The following is a 15,513-nucleotide window of genomic DNA, read 5'->3' on the forward strand; positions in this document are numbered from 1 at the left end:
AGGAACCCACCCATGAAATTTCCGGAAAGCTGGCTCAGGGAGCACGTGGCCACCGACGCCACCCGCGACGAGCTGTCCGCCCGCCTGACCGCGATCGGCCTGGAGGTCGAGGACGCGCAGGTGATCGGCGAAGGCCTGGACGGCGTCGTGGTCGCGCAGATCCTGTCCTGCGAGAAACATCCCGAAGCCGACCGCCTGCAGGTCTGCCAGGTCGCCATCGGCGCCGGCACCGTGCAGATCGTCTGCGGCGCGCCGAACGCCCACCCGGGCCTCAAGGCGCCGCTGGCCACGGTCGGCGCCACGCTGCCGGGCGGCATCCAGATCAAGGCCGCCAAGCTGCGCGGCGTGGATTCGCAGGGCATGCTGTGCTCGGCCAAGGAGCTGGGCGTGGATCCGGATGCGTCCGGCCTGCTCGAGCTGCCCGAGGATGCGCCGGTCGGCACGCCCCTGGCCGCGCTGCTGGGCCTGCCCGATGCCAGCTTCGAGCTCAAGCTCACGCCCAACCGCGCCGACTGCTTCAGCGTGCGTGGCGTCGCCTTCGACGTGGCGGCGGCGCTGGGCACCCAGGTCAGCGCGATGCAGATCCCCGAGGCCACGGTCACCAGCCAGGCCGCGCTGCAAGTGCAGCTTCAGGCCGGCGCGGATTGCCCGCGCTTCTGTGGCCGCATCGTCGAAGGCCTGGATGCCGCCGCGCGCACGCCGCTGTGGATGTCCGAGCGCCTCAAGCGCGCCGGGCTGCGGCCGATCAGCCCGCTGGTGGACATCACCAACTACGTGATGCTCGAGCTGGGCCAGCCGCTGCACGCCTTCGATGCCGACAGGCTGACCGGTCCTCTGATCGTCCGCCATGCGCGCCAGGGCGAAACCCTGACCCTGCTCGACGAGCGCGAGGTCACGCTGGACCCGGGCTTCCTGCTGGTCACCGACAACGACCGCGCCGCGGCGCTGGGCGGCGTGATGGGCGGCTGGGACACCCGCGTCACCGACGCCACCACGCGCGTGTTCTTCGAGGCCGCGCACTGGGCGCCCAGCGCCATCATCGGCCGGGCCCGCAAGCTGGGCATGCATACCGACGCCGGGCACCGCTTCGAGCGCGGCGTGGATCCGCAGCTGCCGCGCTACGCGGTCGAACGCGCCACCGCGCTGGCCCTGCAGATCCTGGGCGGCCAGGCAGGCCCGCTCACCGAGGCCACGTTGCCTGAACACCTCGCTGCGCCCACCGCCGTGGTGCTTCGCCGCGAACGCCTGCAGCGCGTGCTGGGCATCAGCGTGCCCGGCGCCGAGGTCGAGCGCATCCTGCGCGCCCTGGGCATGCAGGTATCGGCCACGGACCAGGGCTGGAGCGTGGTGCCGCCGAGCCGTCGCTTCGACATCGCGATTGAAGAAGACCTGATCGAGGAAATCGCCCGCATCCACGGCTACGACGCCATCCCCACCACCACGCCCACCGGCCAGATCCGGTTGGTGGCGCCGTCCGAGACCCGCGTGGCCGACGCCGTGCTGCGCCGCCAGCTGGTCGGCCGCGGATTCGTCGAAGCCATCAACTACGCCTTCGTGGATGCCCGCACGCTGGCCGCGTGGCAGCTCGACGAGGGCGCGGTGGCCCTGGCCAACCCGCTCAGCGCCGAGCTGGGCGTGATGCGCACCTCGCTGCTGCCCGGCCTGGTGGACGCGCTGGCCCGCAACCGGGCCCGTCAGCAGCCGCGCGTGCGCCTGTTCGAGCTGGGCCGCAGCTTCCGCCAAGGGCCGGACGCCCCGATCGAGACCGCCCGCATCGCCGCCGTGGCCTGCGGCCCGCAGTCGGCCGAGCAATGGGCCGTACCGCAGCGCGACGTGGACTTCTACGACCTCAAGGCCGACGTCGAGGCCCTGCTGGCCCTGGCCGGCGCCCGAGCCGAGTTCCGCGCCGATGACCGCCCGCAGGGCCACCCGGGCCGCAGCGCCTCGGTCTGGCGCGACGGCGCCTGCATCGGCTGGGTCGGCCACCTGCACCCGGCCCTGGCCCGGTCCCTGGACCTGGACGGCGAGGTGGTGGGCTTCGAGCTCGACCTGGGCGCCGTGGCGGCCCGCGCCGTACCCCGGGCCGGGGAGCTGTCGCGCTTCCCGTCCGTCCGCCGGGACATCGCGCTCGTCGTGCCGGAAACCACCCCGTGGGCGGCCCTGGAGGCCAGCCTGAAAACCGCCCTGGGCGGCCTGCTGCGCGAGGTCCGGCTGTTCGACCGCTACGTCGGTCCTGGCCTAGACGCCGGCTCAAAGAGTCTGGCTATGGGCTTGATTCTGCAGGACGTTTCACGCACCCTAACTGACCGCGACGCCGACCAGGCCGTCGCCACCGCCCTCGAGGCGCTGGCCAAGGACTGTGGCGCGAGGTTGCGGTCATGATGGCCGCCGGCAACGGCGGGTTACAGGGGATGTTATGGCACTGACCAAGGCCGAAATGGCCGAGCGTCTGTTCGAGGAAGTTGGCTTGAACAAGCGCGAGGCCAAGGAATTCGTTGACTCCTTCTTCGACGTGTTGAGGGAAGCGCTGGAGCGTGGGCAGCAGGTCAAGCTGTCGGGCTTCGGCAACTTCGACCTGCGGCAGAAGAACCAGCGGCCCGGCCGCAACCCCAAGACCGGCGAAGAGATTCCGATCTCCGCCCGCACCGTCGTGACTTTCCGCCCCGGCCAGAAGCTGAAGGAGCGCGTGGAAGCCTACGCCGGAGGCACCCATGCTTGATCCGGGCAGCAACCGGGAACTGCCGGCCATCCCGGCCAAGCGTTACTTCACCATCGGTGAGGTCAGCGAGCTCTGCGACGTCAAGCCGCACGTGCTGCGCTACTGGGAAACCGAATTCACCAGCCTCAAGCCGGTCAAGCGCCGCGGCAACCGCCGCTATTACCAGCGCCACGACGTGCTGATGATCCGCCAGATCCGCGGCCTGCTGTACGAACAGGGCTACACGATCTCCGGCGCGCGCCAGCGGCTGGAGGGCGAGGTGGGTCGGGTCGAGACCAGCATGTCGGCCCAGATCGTCAAGCAGGTCCGCATGGAGCTGGAAGAAGTGCTGCAGCTGCTCAGGCGCTGAGACTTCACGTATAATCGCCAGCCCGGCCCACGCCGGGGCAACAAAGAATCGGGGCGTAGCGCAGCCTGGTAGCGCACTAGCATGGGGTGCTAGGGGTCGTGAGTTCGAATCTCACCGTCCCGACCAATTCGAAAGGCCTTCCCGCATCCCCACGGGAAAGCAGCAAAGCCCGCCTTCCGGCGGGCTTTTTGTTTCCGAGTCCCCGTAACTGCGACGCGTCAGCCGTCCTTGGCTTCGCCGCGTTTCGTGCTGCGCGCATCCGCTTCGCCGGTGGCCTTGGCCTCTCCGCCCGTGGCGGCGCGACGCGCGGCGAAGCTGCACTCGGCATCCTCGCCGGGACCGGTTTCGACCAGCGCCAGCAGTGCCGCCGGCGGCGCCAGCGAGTACAGCGCCGCGGCCACCGCGCCACGCAGCGCCAGCGGGCCGCCCTGCGGCCGGATGGTGGGATCGCGCAGCGTGCCGCGCACGCGCAGCGGCGAGCGCAGGCTGAAGGGGCTGATGTCCTTGGGCCGCGGCTTGAGCAGCAGGTCCAGGCTCTCGTCGCCCAGGTCGATGCTGCCCTCGGCCAGCAGCAGGGTGTCGGTGGTGTCGAAGGCGAACTCGCGCGCGGTCATCACGCCATCCGCCACCGCGAAGTCGGCGAAGCCGCAGCGCACCGGCACCACCTTGTCCTTGCCGATCAGGAAGCGCAGCGCCTCGGCGATGTCCAGGCCCGCCAGCTCCAGCGTCAGGTTGCTGATGCGGCCGCGGCCCATCGCCACGCCGATGTCGCCATTGGCGGTGCCCAGCAGCGACGCCACCGAATTGCCGCGCCCGCTGATCTGGATGCGGCCACCGACGCGGCCGGCGCTCTCGGGCGCGCCCTTGGGCACCAGCTTGGGCAGTTCGAGCCGGCGCGCCCGCAGGTCGATCTCGGCCGCGATCGGGTCCTGGCGCGAGTCCAGCCGCACGCGGCTGCGCAGGTCGCCGCCGGCCAGGCCCAGCACCATCGGGTCCAGGCGCAGGTCGCCGTCCACCAGCTTCAGGTGCGCGTCCATGGATTCCAGCGGCAGCGTGGGCGAGGTGACGCGCTCGGCGCGCAGGCGCACGTCGGCATCCATCGAACGCAGCTTGGACAGGTCGTAGGGGCGCTCCGGGAAGAAGCGATTGCTCGGGGTCACCTGCGCCTCGCGGTTGCCTTCCCCGACCTGCGGCGTGCCGCCGATGAAGCCGGCAAGGTCGTCGAAGTCCAGGCGACGCGACACCAGGTCGGCGCGCAGGAAGCTGCGCTCCGGCGCGGAATCCACGCTGACGTCGCCGGCCAGGTCGGAGTCGCCCACCGTGCCGCTCATGTCGGTGTAGCTCCATACCGCGCCGGTGCGGCTCAGGCGGCCTTCCAGGTCGTAACGCGAGGTGCGCGGGATGGCCAGCCCCAGCAGGGGATACAGCTGCGCCATGTCATCGCCGGAAAGCTCGAAGCCCAGGTTGAAATCCTGCAGCTGCAGCGGCGCCGACAGGCCACCGAAGGCGCGGGCGCGGGTGCTGCCGGCATTGGCCACCAGGTCGATGCGGAAACGGTTCGCCTGGTCCACCAGCTCCAGCGGCGAGTCCACCCGGCCCTGCAGCTGGAAATCATTGCCGCGGTAGCGGCCGTCGCCGTTGAGCAGCAGCGGCGCCAGGCCGCCGTCGGCCGGCGCTTCGCCGCTGCGCACGGCGACGCTGAGATCGGTGCGGAACTTGGCCTCGACCAGATGGAACTGGCCGTCGCTGACCCACAGCTGGTCGATGCGCGGGAACTGCGTGGCTTCGGCCCTGGGCTCGTCTTCGCGGAAGTTCCAGTTCGCCTGGCCGGCATCGTTGCGCGCCAGGCGCAGCACCGGCGTGGTCAGCCGCACGGCCGGCAGGTGCGGATCGCCCCGGAACAGCGACCACAGCCGCAGGTCCACCTCGGCATGGTCCACGCGCAGCATCTCGCGTTCCTCGGCCCAGTCGGCATTGCCCAGCACCACGCCATCGGCGATCACCGTAGGCTGGAACCAGGTCCAGTCCACGTCCAGGTCGCCTTCGATGCGGAACTCGCGGCCGGTGGCCGCCTCGACGCGGCGCTCCAGCGGGCCCTTGAACCAGTTCCAGTCGAACAGCAGCACCAGCAGCAGGATCAGCAGGGCCAGCCGGCCCCAGGCCTTCTGCCGCCGCGTGACGGACGACCAGCGCAGTGGCCTGGAGGCGCGGGAACGTGCGGGGTAAGGGTTCATGGCCCGAGTCTAGGCGCGCCAGCCTGAAGCGTGTCGAAGCCCAGCGGCTGCGGTTCACTTTTGTGCGCAGGGTGCGAAGGCCGGAAACACGAAGCCCGCCTTTCGGCGGGCTTGCGTGGCTGCACTGCCAGGGAAGCCCTGGTACGGACGGCTCAGCTGTCGAACAGCGCCGCATCCAGCGCCAGCAGGTTGCCGCTGCCGCTGCGCATCGCCGCGGCGTGGGTCTGCGTGCGCGGCAGGATGCGCGCGAAGTAGAAGCGCGCCGTCTCGCGCTTGGCGGTGCGGAAGTCCGCCGGGTGCGTGCCCTTGTCGGCCGCGGCCACCGCCTTGGCCCACCAGAACGCCAGCGCCACGTAGCCCGAGTAGAACAGGTAGTCCACCGAGGCCGCGCCCACTTCATCGGCGTTGGCCATCGCCTTCTTGCCCACTTCCATGGTCAGCTCGCCCCACTGCTTGGCGATCTCGGCCAGCGGCAGCACGAATTCGGTGAGCGTGGCATCGGTGGCGTGCTCGGTGCAGAAGGCCTGGATCATCTTCAGGAACTGCTGCAGGCCGGCGCCCTGCAGCTGCATGGTCTTGCGGCCCAGCAGGTCCAGCGCCTGGATGCCGGTGGTGCCCTCGTAGATGGTGGTGATGCGGGCGTCGCGCGCCAGCTGCTCCATGCCCCATTCGCGCACGTAGCCGTGGCCGCCGAAGCACTGCAGCGCGTGGTAGGTGCACTCGTTGCCCCATTCGGTCAGCAGGCCCTTCACGATCGGGGTCAGGAAGCCCAGCAGCACGTCGGCTTCCTTGCGCTCGGCCTCGTCGGTCGAGCGCTCCAGCACGTCCACCAGGGTGGCGGCGTGCAGCGCCAGCATGCGGCCGCCTTCGGCCAGCGCCTTGCAGGTGAGCAGCATGCGGCGGATGTCGGGATGCACGATCAGCGGATCGGCCGGCTTGTCGGGGAACTTCGCGCCCGACAGCGCGCGGCCCTGCAGGCGGTCACGCGAGTAGTCCAGCGCGTTCTGGAACGCACGGTCGATCAGGGCCAGGCCCTGCAGGCCCACGGCCAGGCGCGCGGTGTTCATCATCGTAAACATCGCATTGAGGCCCTTGTTCGGCTGCCCGATCAGGTAGCCCTGGGCGCCGTCGAAGTTCATCACGCAGGTGACCGAGCCGTGGATGCCCATCTTGTGTTCGATCGAGCCGCACCACACCGCGTTGCGCTCGCCGACGGTGCCGTCGCGCGCCACTTTCACCTTGGGCACGATGAACAGCGAGATGCCCTTCACGCCGGCGGGCGCGTCCGGCAGGCGCGCCAGCACCAGGTGGATGATGTTGTCGGTGAAGTCGTGCTCGCCGCCGGTGATGAAGATCTTGGTGCCGCTGACCTTGTAGCTGCCGTCGGCCTGCGGTTCGGCCTTGGTCTTTAGCAGGCCCAGGTCGGAGCCGCAGTGCGGCTCGGTCAGGCACATGGTGCCGGTCCACTGGCCGGCGATGATCTTCTTGAGGAAGACTTCCTGCTGCCAGGCCTCGCCGTGGTGCTTGAGCGCTTCGGTGGCGCCGTGCGAGAGCAGGGGATAGTTGCCCCAGCTCAGGTTGGCCGCGTCGATCATTTCTTTCAGCGCTGCGCCGAAGCTTTCCGGCAGGTCCTGGCCGCCCATGGCCTCGGGCGCGGTCAGGCCGCTCCAGCCGCCGTCGACGAACTGCGCATAGGCCTCCTTGAAGCCCGGCGGGGTGGTCACGGCGCCGGTGGCCTTGTCGTGCACGCAGCCCACTTCATCGCCCACACCGTTGAGCGGCGCCAGCACGGTCTGGGTGAACTTCGCCGCTTCGTCCATCACCGCGTCCAGCAGGTCGCGGGTGGCGTGCTGCACGCCGAGCTTCTGGTAGAGCTTGTCGGCTTCGATCACGTCGTAGAGCGCGAACTTCATGTCGCGCACGGGGGCGGTATAGCGGTTCATTCGTGGGTCGTCCTGGAAAGGGTCAGCGCAGCACGCCGGGCAGGCCGGGCACCGGGTTGAGGGCACTGGGGTAGTCGAAGGCGTCGTCGGTACCAGGATCGCTGCTGAGCAGGCGGCCGCTGAGCTGGTAGCGCACGGCGCGGTTGTTGGCGAAGGCCTGGTCCACGGCGGCCTTGGCGCCGGCGGAAGGAGTGAACACGTGCTTCACCAGTTCGATCGAGCCCGGGCCGACGGTGATGCCGGGGTCCAGGTCCATGCGCGCGGCCTCGACGCCGCCGACGGTGAGCGTGGCCTGCAGGCGCGAGAACCGCATCGGCACCGTGCTGAAGTTCTGGATGCGCACGTCGGCGGCCCACTGGCCGTCGGTCTGCACGCGCAGTTCCTGCAGGCGGGCCTGGGGCGGGAACACGCGTTTGGGCGGGCCGCTGGCGCAGGCGGCGAGCAGGGAAATCAGCAGCAGGACCAGGGCGGTTCGCAGGATGCGCATGGGATCACCGGACGGCTGTGGAAACCCGTCGAGCATACCAGCCCGTACGTAGCCCCAGCAGCCGGCGCGGACGGCCGCGGCGGCTGATCAGTCGGGCTGGACCACCACGATCAGCTCGTCGAGCTGGTAGCCCAGCGTGCGCGCCCGGGCCTTGAGGCCCTCGAAGGTCTTGGCATCCATCGTCGGCCCGCGCGACAGGAACCACAGGTACTCGCGGTCGGGCTCGCCGACGATGGCCCACTGGTAGTCCTCGTCGATCGCGATCACCCAGTAGTCGGCCCAGACCATGGGCAGGAAGGACAGCCAGCCCGGGGCGAAGCGCACCTCCAGCTTGGCCGGGTCGTCGCCGGCCTGGCGCGCCACGCCTTCGGATTCCATGCGCTCGCCGTCGGCCTTGGTGCAGGCGTTCTTCACCGTGATGCCGCCTTCCGGGCGCGGCGTGTAGGTGGCGGTGATGTCGCGCACGCACTTGCGCTCGAAGTACATCGGCAGCCGCGCGATCTCGTGCCAGGTGCCGGCGTAGCGCGCGGTGTCGAGCTCGGGCACGGCCTTGAGCGGCTGCTCGGCCAAAGCGTGGCGGGGCAGGGCCAGGCCTGCCCCGATGAGCAGGACCAGGGCGAAGGCGAGGGGGCGGGTCATGGCGGTCTCCAGTGCTTGCATGCGCACAGGGTAAGGACCGCACCCATGCATACCCCGTGAACCGGCTCAGGGGGCTGGCGGGGTTTCGTTCATCTCGCGCTCCAGCCGGGCCTGGAATTCGTCGAAGCCCAGGCCCTCGTCGGCGGCCTCCTGGTGCGCCGCCGCGCGCAGGGTTGCCGAGAACACCAGCTGCACCTCGCGGCCCTCGCTGCGCAGCAGGGCCGCGGCCCGCTTGATGATGGCCAGCACGTGCGCGGCGCTGTGCGAGCTGCCGGCGATCTTGCCGCCCAGGCCCAGCACCCACTCGTTGTCCTTGAACACGATGCCGCCCAGCAGCTTGCCCTGCTCATCGCGCAGTTCGGCATGCGGCGCGCCCAGCTTGTGGGCCGGGATGGGCTTGGGCGCCTTGGCGTCCGCCCGCTTGCGGGCATCGCGCCGGGACTTGGAGTTGATGGACATGGCGCGGCATCCGGTTTTCTTCGGGCGACAGTCTAGCCGAGGCCCCGGCCTGGGGCCGGGGCTCCGGTGCCCGAAGGCCGTGCAGCACTCAGCCGGTCGCGCGGCCCCAGCGACCTCGCTGCACCTGGTCTTGGGCCTCGAGCCCGGACCAGACGTAGGTGAGGTCGCGCGAGAACAGGTCCAGCCACCAGCCGCGGTTGCGGAACAGGGCGTAGTGGGTCGACTCGGTGATGATGGACTGCGGACGTCCGGCAACTTCCAGGCAGTGCCCGTCCAGCGGGCCGCCGATCAAACAGGCTTTCATAGGACTCCCCTCCTATCGGGCGCGGGGGCGCCCGGAGTCGAATCTATGCCTGCGTCACCAAACTGCAAACCACCGCACGCGGGAACTGCGACGTGGGTCGCATTTGGGCGCCGCATTGACGCACGCCTTCATTCGATGGGTTGGCCAAGCAGCGCGCGAAGGTCGGGCGGCACGTCCATCGGCAGCGTCGGGCTGACGTTGGCGCCACCGGTGTTGCCGACCGGCACCCAGATGCGCGAGAAGACTGCGGCGGCGGCGATGCGCAGCAGCTGTCCGCGGATTTCCCGGCGGTCGCGCCGCTGCCAGCCGACGCGCAGCATGCCCAGGTGGCTCTTGACGTGCCGCCAGGTGCGCCGCTGGCCGAGGATGTGCGCGCGCTCGAGGTGATGGAAGGCGCGATCGAAGTGGCCGGCGCGGCGTGCCGCTTCGGCAAGGCGCCATTCCGCGTCGAAGGCCTGGGCGAGTCTGTCCATGTCGTGGTTCCGTCGTGTGCAGGCGATACCGCCATCGCCAAGGGTCCGCAGCGGGGGTTACCCTAAAGCCCGTAGTCGCTACAGGGTCAAGCCCCGGGAGAGACCATCGTGAAGATCGGCGAAGTCGCCACCGCCAGCGGCTGTCATCTCGAGACGATCCGGTACTACGAGCGCATCGGTTTGCTGCCCGCGCCCGCGCGGACGGCCAGCGGATACCGGGCTTACTCGACGCAGGATGTGCAGCGCGTGCGCTTCATCACCCGGGGCCGCGATCTCGGTTTCAGCCTGGACGAAATCCGCAGCCTGCTGAGGCTGACCGAAGATCCGGACCTGTCGTGCGAAAAGGCGGACGAACTGGCGCGACAACATCTCACCGGCATCCGGCAACGGATTGACGAGCTGCGGCGGATGGAACGAGAGCTGTTGAGTACCGTGCAGGCCTGCGCCGGAGGCCGGCGGGCTGCATGCTCGATCCTGGAGGCGTTGCAGGCGCCAGCTTCGTTCAGCTCACGTCCGCGGCGGCGGATGATTGCCCGCAGTCTTGCTTGAACCGCAATGCGATCGCGATTGCATTGGTCAAAAAGCAGCACGCCCCGACTGGCACAGAGCTAGGCGGGGCGCGGCTTGGAATATGGTGGCCGAGGACGGAATTGAACCGCCGACACGGGGATTTTCAATCCCTGCGGTTGGAGTTCCGAAAGATGCCGGAAAGTGTCCGGGTGAGTGTTTAAACGCGGTTTTTGCCTGAATTCGCGTCTTGCATCGTTCCAGAATGTCCCCTACAGTCCCTGATAATTCAGGGACTGAGCAGGGACGGCAATGGCGATCACTGTCCGAGCGCTTGAAACCTTGGCCCCAGGCCGCTGGCTCAGCGAGGCAGGCAATCGGAATGAGGGCGCCCTGCGGGCAAAGGGCGGTCCGCATGGGGCGCGCTTCTACTTCCGCTACCGGAACTCAGGCGGCACCTACGACGATCTGCCGCTCGGGAAGTTCGATGCCAAGGGGCGGGATGGCATGACTCTCGTAGCAGCTCGGGCGCGTTCAGGCGAGCTGGTCCGACGCTATCGGGCGGGAGAGTCGGACCTCCGGCTGGCGATTGAAACCGAACGGCGCGAGGGCGAACGCGAGCTGGCTGCGAAAGTGAAGGCGCTGGCGGAGTCCGAGGCCCGCCGTGCCGCGTGCCTGGGGGTCCTCCTGGGGGCCTACGTGAAGCAGTTGGAGCGGGACGGCAAAGCGAGCGCCGGCGCCGTCCTGAGGGCTTTGGAACGGCACGTACGCGATCCTTGGCCCAAGCTCTGGGCGACCCCGGCCGATGACGTCGCCATGGACGACCTGCTGGCCGTCATTGCCCGTGTATCTGATGCGGGCAAGCTCACTGAGGCCCGCAAACTGCGGGCGTACCTACTCGCTGCGTACAAGGCGGCCGTCCGGGCCAGGCAGGATGCTCGCGGCCACCCAGCACTTCGTGAGCTGCGGATCTCGTCCAATCCCGCGCGGGACCTGGCCGCGATTGACGGGGGCGCGGGGGCGCGGGAGCGCGCGTTGTCTCTGGCTGAGCTGCGGGCCTACTGGCGGCGGGTTAATGAGCTGCCTGATCCTGCGGGCGCATTGCTGCGGTTCCATCTCGTGACGGGAGCGCAGCGCGTCGAGCAATTGGCGAGGCTGCAGGTTGCGGACATCGATTTGGATGGAGGCACCATGCGACTTCGTGATGGCAAGGGTCGTCGCAAGTCTCCCCGCCTACATGACGTGCCGCTACTGCCTGAGGCGCTTGCCTCTATTCGGGCCATGGCGCCCCAGCGCACGGGGGCGTTCGTCTTCACGGTAACTGCGGGGAGGAGCGGGGCGGCCTATTCAACAGTCCTTCACCGCGTCCGCGAAATCGTGGCGGCCATGGGCGAGGCGGGGGAGTTGGAGAAAGGCGCCTTCACGGTGGGCGATCTGCGCCGGACCGTGGAGACTCGACTTGCCGCAGAAGGGGTAAGTACGGAGATCCGTGCGCAGCTGCAGTCGCACGGGCTCGGCGGTGTCCAGGCGCGCCACTACGACCGGCATGACTATCTGGTCGAAAAGAAGAGTGCGTTGAAAACGCTTCTGCGGCTCATGGAGGGCAACGCCGCCACGGTCACGCCAATCCGGAAGCGTCGGACTTGAGGGGAGCGAGATGGCCAAGAAGGATACAGCAGCCAAAATTGACCCGGCCTTGCGCCGCGCTGCATTGACAGCCCTTGACGCTGGCATCGAAGAAGCCAACCGGCGTGCAAAGGGCGAATTCGATGGCTTGCTCGGATCGTTGGATCCCGGGGGCTCTCGGCTCCTTAGCGATATCGTGGACGAGCTGCGAAGCGTGCTGCTGGATAAGTACACCGACGAGGAGGCTAGGGCACTGATCGCAGAGTTTGAGCCTCGCCTGGGCTATCGGAACATGCCAGTGGTTCCGGATGACGTCGATCTGGCCTTGCGACTCCTGAACCTGGTGGCGAGCGCCCTTCGTTGTGAGCCAGGACGCCGGCAGGAGTTATTCCTGGGGCCGCGCGACGCGCGTCGCCAGCAAGGTACACGTAAGCCGCGACGTCCGGAAGTGAACGAATGGATTGAGCGTCAGCTTCGTCGCGAGCCGGGCGCTAAGTCTCCGGAATTATGGTCGCGCAGACCGGATTGGATGGAAGATCAGGTCGGCTACGAGCGCTTCTCCGATCGCGTTACCGACGTCCGGAAGATGCTGAAAACGGGCGCTAGTAAATAGCGACCGAATTGGGGCAGAGAGTTCACCGGCGCCCGCTCTGTTCCCGGGCGTCCACGGAGAAACCATGTCCCGCACCGCCACTCCCCTTGAAACCCAGTTGCTGCGCCTCCCGACAATGATTCGGCGGACTGGCCTCAGCCGCTCCTCCATCTACCGTCGGGTCGCCGCCGGCACGTTTCCCTCGCCCGTCAAGATCGGGGAGCGCTCCTGCGCCTGGGCAAGCCACGAGGTTGATGCCTGGATCGCCGCGACGATCGCCCTACGTGACGGTGGCGGCCGTGTCGCCCGCTGACGGTCTTCACCCGCAGGCCAGCATCAGGAAGGCGGTCAAACGGCGTCAGAAAGCCAAAGGGAGGCGGTCCTCGGGGACATACTTCCTCATTCCTACCGTGGTCCTGGATTCGCCGGCCTTCTGCTCGTTGAGCACGAAGAGCAAGGCGCTTCTATTGGACATGGGGGCACAGATACGTGGGCGCCACAGCAACGGGGATATATCCGCAACCTACAACTTGTTGCTGAAACGGGGGTGGAACTCCAAGGAGACCATCGCCAACGCGCTCGCCGAACTTCTGGAAAAGGGGCTCATCGAAAAGACCCGGCAGGGCTTTCTCCGGCGCTGCAGCTTATTCGCCTTCACCTGGTGGGGCATCGAAGACCCCAGCGGGAAGCTCGACGTATCGCCAAACCCGGTCCCTTCGGACCTCTGGAAGCACTACAAAAAGAACGCCGCGCCCACCCCGAGTAGCGGGGCAAAGCCAGACCGGTAGTCGGGGCAAATCACAATCCGCAACAATTCTTACGGTAGTTTTGCCCCTGCCAGCGGGTCATAACGACATTTCCATGGGCCTATTTGGCCCGATAGTCGTACTCCTTCTCAGTAGCTCCATGTGCGTAGCACGGTGAAGGGCCGTACCTGGGAGAGCTGGGTCGAGCAGCCGGCCACAACTCGGGCCTAATCAGATCAGAGAACTGGCAGCAATACGCGCACGCGCGTGCGCGCGAAGCGGCTAGTCCGCCAAATTTCGCCAGCCGCCGACGTGGTTAGACTTGCGTGGGCACACCTTTCTCCGCACGCATCGCGCGCGCGCGCGAGGCAGGAAGTGCAACGGCGTCCCAGTAATACTCTCACGACTTTTCCATCCGCTCGCGAAGCATTGCTACCAACGCCGCTAAGTCAGTCCGGCGTGCATGGGAGACAGCTTGGCTGCGGCTCGATGTTTGACTTTGCGGCCGTTGACTTCGCGGCCCTGCTTGGATCTCAAGCGCATCCCGAAGTGGAGCGTCTAGAAGGCCGTAGTTGGGGTATGTTTCGGATCGAGTTCGACGCCCCGGAACGTAGGCTCGCGTTCTCCTGTGCTATGAGGGCGATGTGGGTCGCTGTGCACCAACTGACCAGCGACTACGCGGGTGTCGCTTTCCATCAGCTTGTGCAAAAGTCCGCTGCGAAATCACCAGCAGAACCGGCCGTTACCGCTCAGCTCCCGAACTACCTTCCATGACCGTAGTCACGAATCGCGGCGACAAAGTCGGTTAAGGCCTCGTCAGCTGGCTCTACCGTCAGCGTGAGAGCTAGAAATCCGGCAAGTACAAAAACACTCGTGGGCCAAGACTCGAATGGCAGAGATACCACAGCTGCTGTCAGGCAGAGGTGGTAGCCCCACTTCAATGAGCGCAGCCAGAAATCCGGAACTTGCTTCGCCCAGGGATCGACCGGTGCGCCCACAGGCGAAGTCTGAGCGGGCTTGGATGCATTTGCGCTCGACGGGGGTTGGCTAGGGCGAGCGGGTTGTCCGGGACTCGGGACGTCCGAAATAGCCACTAGTTGCTCGCCCGTCAACACGTGTGTCGGCTTCAACATTCCCTCGCTGATGAGTGCCTCCAAGAAGTCGTCATCCTCTCGGGAAGATCCCTCAGCAGCAAAGTGGTCAAGGTAGAAGCGCAGCTTGAATCGCTGAACAGACGCGATCCCGGTAAGCGGTAAGAGCACCTCGAAATCATTCACAGAAATGAGCGAACCGTCGCTCGAAAAAATCTCGGCGTACGCGTCCTCATACGAAGTTGTGAGTCGAAGATTTCCCTTGCGCGTACGATACCCGGAAGCGATTGGCCAGATCCTAAGCCAGTCGGATTCATCGCCCGTCGGATCAAACTCGCTTGGGAAGCCGACGTAGACCTTGCCGGTGTTTAGCGTGATCAACAAGGACGACTTACGTGCCAATGCATCGACCGCGGCCTCTTCAATTTCGTTGAAATTCTTGCGTCCTGCGAGGAATCGAAGGCGAGCGTTCCGGAAAAAAGGAGCGTTCAGTAGCAGCGGCAACACGAACGCCAAGAACGCAGACCAGAGCCCCACGCCAAGTGCGGTCTGATACGAGCGTTCAGGCGCCGACTTATCGCCGTCCGGACGTACAGGGTGGGCCGTCGCAACCGCAGTAGCTGCCGGACTGGGCTCGGAGGAGCTGAAAATAACGTTGCCATGCACCACAAGCGAGGCGGTCTCTGCCGGTTGGGGTCGTGCCGGGGAGTTGTCTTGTCCTTCCTGGGCGCCCTTGCCGCCTTGGCTTGCCGCCTTGTCGTCATCGGAAGCCTTGGGTGCCAACTGGGCCAACGAATGCATTGCCGACTCGTAGCCGTCGTGTTTCAACGCGGCCGCGTGAAGGAAGATTGCCAGAAAGCCTACATAACCGGCCATGAGCGCCGCCCCGAAATACTGGGGGTGGCCCTCTGCCCGCATCGCAGACGATCGGGTGGGTAGGAAAAGGCGGTAAACATTCCAGCCGCAGGCCAAAACAAACAGACCGATCGCAACAAAACTCACGGGCTAGCCAGCGGGCTGCCGGCGCGGCTTCACTCTTGCGGCCCGCATAGACCTCAATACGCGCCCCAAGTCTCGTGCCGCGCTTATCTCGCTGGTCAATTGACCAGACTTGAAAACAGCATCTTTGTCTGTGACCAAGCGGCCCCGCATGTCTAGCGACACGAGTTTCGCAATCTGCCAGACCTTGGACTTGGCTTTGGGTGGGGCGGGGTCGTTCATTTCACGAGTATTGCACAGGATTGTGCCGTGAACATCAATGGTGGCGTAACGACCCGGGCGGCCCTCTGACGCAGTTGGGACGCCGTCAAATTTGCTCGCCTTGGAGGAGGCTTTCAATCTTGG

General features: G+C 67.0%; 16 protein-coding genes and 1 tRNA gene. 9 read left to right on the forward strand and 8 right to left on the reverse strand.

Annotated features, from left to right (window positions below; translation table 11 throughout):
* The first annotated feature begins 12 nt into the window (after positions 1-12).
* From pheT to ACOQFR_RS15470, 4 genes are all read left to right on the forward strand, one after another.
* Positions 13-2,382 (forward strand): phenylalanine--tRNA ligase subunit beta, encoded by a 2,370-nt coding sequence (pheT, locus tag ACOQFR_RS15455; protein ID WP_421383561.1) that lies wholly within the window; start codon positions 13-15, stop codon positions 2,380-2,382.
* A 34-nt stretch (positions 2,383-2,416) separates the two neighbouring features.
* Positions 2,417-2,719: an integration host factor subunit alpha gene (locus ACOQFR_RS15460; protein ID WP_421383563.1), complete on the forward strand. Its 303-nt coding sequence runs from the start codon at positions 2,417-2,419 to the stop codon at positions 2,717-2,719.
* Positions 2,712-3,068: a MerR family transcriptional regulator gene (locus ACOQFR_RS15465; protein ID WP_421383565.1), complete on the forward strand. Its 357-nt coding sequence runs from the start codon at positions 2,712-2,714 to the stop codon at positions 3,066-3,068. Before ACOQFR_RS15460 ends, ACOQFR_RS15465 begins: the two co-directional genes overlap by 8 nt.
* A 49-nt stretch (positions 3,069-3,117) precedes the next feature.
* A tRNA-Pro gene (locus tag ACOQFR_RS15470) sits at positions 3,118-3,194 on the forward strand.
* A gap of 92 nt (positions 3,195-3,286) precedes the next feature.
* Here the strand turns inward: ACOQFR_RS15470 and ACOQFR_RS15475 are convergent.
* From ACOQFR_RS15475 to ACOQFR_RS15505, 7 genes are all read right to left on the reverse strand, one after another.
* Complete coding sequence (locus tag ACOQFR_RS15475) at positions 3,287-5,302, reverse strand: AsmA family protein (RefSeq protein ID WP_421383567.1); 2,016 nt, start codon at positions 5,300-5,302, stop codon at positions 3,287-3,289.
* A gap of 152 nt (positions 5,303-5,454) precedes the next feature.
* Positions 5,455-7,245 (reverse strand): acyl-CoA dehydrogenase C-terminal domain-containing protein, encoded by a 1,791-nt coding sequence (locus ACOQFR_RS15480; RefSeq protein ID WP_421383569.1) that lies wholly within the window; start codon positions 7,243-7,245, stop codon positions 5,455-5,457.
* A gap of 22 nt (positions 7,246-7,267) precedes the next feature.
* Positions 7,268-7,732 (reverse strand): LEA type 2 family protein, encoded by a 465-nt coding sequence (locus ACOQFR_RS15485; RefSeq protein ID WP_421383571.1) that lies wholly within the window; start codon positions 7,730-7,732, stop codon positions 7,268-7,270.
* A gap of 87 nt (positions 7,733-7,819) precedes the next feature.
* Positions 7,820-8,371, reverse strand: coding sequence for a lipocalin family protein (locus ACOQFR_RS15490; RefSeq protein ID WP_421383573.1), 552 nt, complete (start codon positions 8,369-8,371; stop codon positions 7,820-7,822).
* 66 nt (positions 8,372-8,437) lie between these two features.
* A complete protein-coding gene (locus ACOQFR_RS15495) occupies positions 8,438-8,830 on the reverse strand; it encodes a hypothetical protein (protein ID WP_421383575.1) in 393 nt (130 codons plus the stop codon).
* Between the two features lie 88 nt (positions 8,831-8,918).
* Positions 8,919-9,134: a hypothetical protein gene (locus ACOQFR_RS15500; RefSeq protein WP_421383577.1), complete on the reverse strand. Its 216-nt coding sequence runs from the start codon at positions 9,132-9,134 to the stop codon at positions 8,919-8,921.
* Positions 9,135-9,262: 128 nt separating this feature from the next.
* On the reverse strand, positions 9,263-9,607 hold the full coding sequence (locus tag ACOQFR_RS15505; protein WP_421383579.1) for a DUF3703 domain-containing protein: 345 nt from the start codon (positions 9,605-9,607) through the stop codon (positions 9,263-9,265).
* Positions 9,608-9,715: 108 nt separating this feature from the next.
* Between ACOQFR_RS15505 and ACOQFR_RS15510 the strand changes: the two genes are divergently transcribed.
* The 5 genes from ACOQFR_RS15510 to ACOQFR_RS15530 all read left to right on the forward strand — a co-directional run bounded on the left by ACOQFR_RS15510 (position 9,716) and on the right by ACOQFR_RS15530 (position 13,120).
* Entirely contained in the window at positions 9,716-10,156 is a 441-nt protein-coding gene (locus ACOQFR_RS15510; RefSeq protein WP_421383581.1) for a MerR family transcriptional regulator, read from the forward strand.
* A gap of 270 nt (positions 10,157-10,426) precedes the next feature.
* Positions 10,427-11,761 carry a site-specific integrase gene (locus ACOQFR_RS15515; protein ID WP_421383583.1) on the forward strand — a complete coding sequence of 445 codons (1,335 nt, stop codon included), beginning with the start codon at positions 10,427-10,429 and terminating at the stop codon, positions 11,759-11,761.
* 10 nt (positions 11,762-11,771) lie between these two features.
* A complete protein-coding gene (locus tag ACOQFR_RS15520; protein ID WP_421383585.1) occupies positions 11,772-12,353 on the forward strand; it encodes a hypothetical protein in 582 nt (193 codons plus the stop codon).
* Positions 12,354-12,417: 64 nt separating this feature from the next.
* On the forward strand, positions 12,418-12,645 hold the full coding sequence (locus ACOQFR_RS15525) for a helix-turn-helix transcriptional regulator (RefSeq protein WP_421383587.1): 228 nt from the start codon (positions 12,418-12,420) through the stop codon (positions 12,643-12,645).
* A gap of 127 nt (positions 12,646-12,772) precedes the next feature.
* A complete protein-coding gene (locus ACOQFR_RS15530) occupies positions 12,773-13,120 on the forward strand; it encodes a hypothetical protein (protein WP_421383589.1) in 348 nt (115 codons plus the stop codon).
* Positions 13,121-13,839: 719 nt separating this feature from the next.
* Here the strand turns inward: ACOQFR_RS15530 and ACOQFR_RS15535 are convergent.
* Complete coding sequence (locus tag ACOQFR_RS15535) at positions 13,840-15,171, reverse strand: hypothetical protein (RefSeq protein ID WP_421383591.1); 1,332 nt, start codon at positions 15,169-15,171, stop codon at positions 13,840-13,842.
* Between the last annotated feature and the right edge of the window lie 342 nt (positions 15,172-15,513).

The organism is Arenimonas sp. MALMAid1274 (assembly GCF_049195245.1).
Classification (GTDB): Bacteria; Pseudomonadota; Gammaproteobacteria; order Xanthomonadales; family Xanthomonadaceae; genus Arenimonas.

Excerpts from the sequence above, each read along its gene's own strand:
- ACOQFR_RS15520 (WP_421383585.1), top strand. The coding sequence starts at position 11,772 with ATGGCCAAGAAGGATACAGCAGCCAAAATTGACCCGGCCTTGCGCCGC.
- pheT (WP_421383561.1), top strand. The coding sequence starts at position 13 with ATGAAATTTCCGGAAAGCTGGCTCAGGGAGCACGTGGCCACCGACGCC.
- ACOQFR_RS15505 (WP_421383579.1), bottom strand. The coding sequence starts at position 9,607 with ATGGACAGACTCGCCCAGGCCTTCGACGCGGAATGGCGCCTTGCCGAA.
- ACOQFR_RS15495 (WP_421383575.1), bottom strand. The coding sequence starts at position 8,830 with ATGTCCATCAACTCCAAGTCCCGGCGCGATGCCCGCAAGCGGGCGGAC.
- ACOQFR_RS15525 (WP_421383587.1), top strand. The coding sequence starts at position 12,418 with ATGTCCCGCACCGCCACTCCCCTTGAAACCCAGTTGCTGCGCCTCCCG.
- ACOQFR_RS15490 (WP_421383573.1), bottom strand. The coding sequence starts at position 8,371 with ATGACCCGCCCCCTCGCCTTCGCCCTGGTCCTGCTCATCGGGGCAGGC.
- ACOQFR_RS15465 (WP_421383565.1), top strand. The coding sequence starts at position 2,712 with ATGCTTGATCCGGGCAGCAACCGGGAACTGCCGGCCATCCCGGCCAAG.
- ACOQFR_RS15460 (WP_421383563.1), top strand. The coding sequence starts at position 2,417 with ATGGCACTGACCAAGGCCGAAATGGCCGAGCGTCTGTTCGAGGAAGTT.
- ACOQFR_RS15515 (WP_421383583.1), top strand. The coding sequence starts at position 10,427 with ATGGCGATCACTGTCCGAGCGCTTGAAACCTTGGCCCCAGGCCGCTGG.
- ACOQFR_RS15475 (WP_421383567.1), bottom strand. The coding sequence starts at position 5,302 with ATGAACCCTTACCCCGCACGTTCCCGCGCCTCCAGGCCACTGCGCTGG.
- ACOQFR_RS15485 (WP_421383571.1), bottom strand. The coding sequence starts at position 7,732 with ATGCGCATCCTGCGAACCGCCCTGGTCCTGCTGCTGATTTCCCTGCTC.
- ACOQFR_RS15480 (WP_421383569.1), bottom strand. The coding sequence starts at position 7,245 with ATGAACCGCTATACCGCCCCCGTGCGCGACATGAAGTTCGCGCTCTAC.
- ACOQFR_RS15500 (WP_421383577.1), bottom strand. The coding sequence starts at position 9,134 with ATGAAAGCCTGTTTGATCGGCGGCCCGCTGGACGGGCACTGCCTGGAA.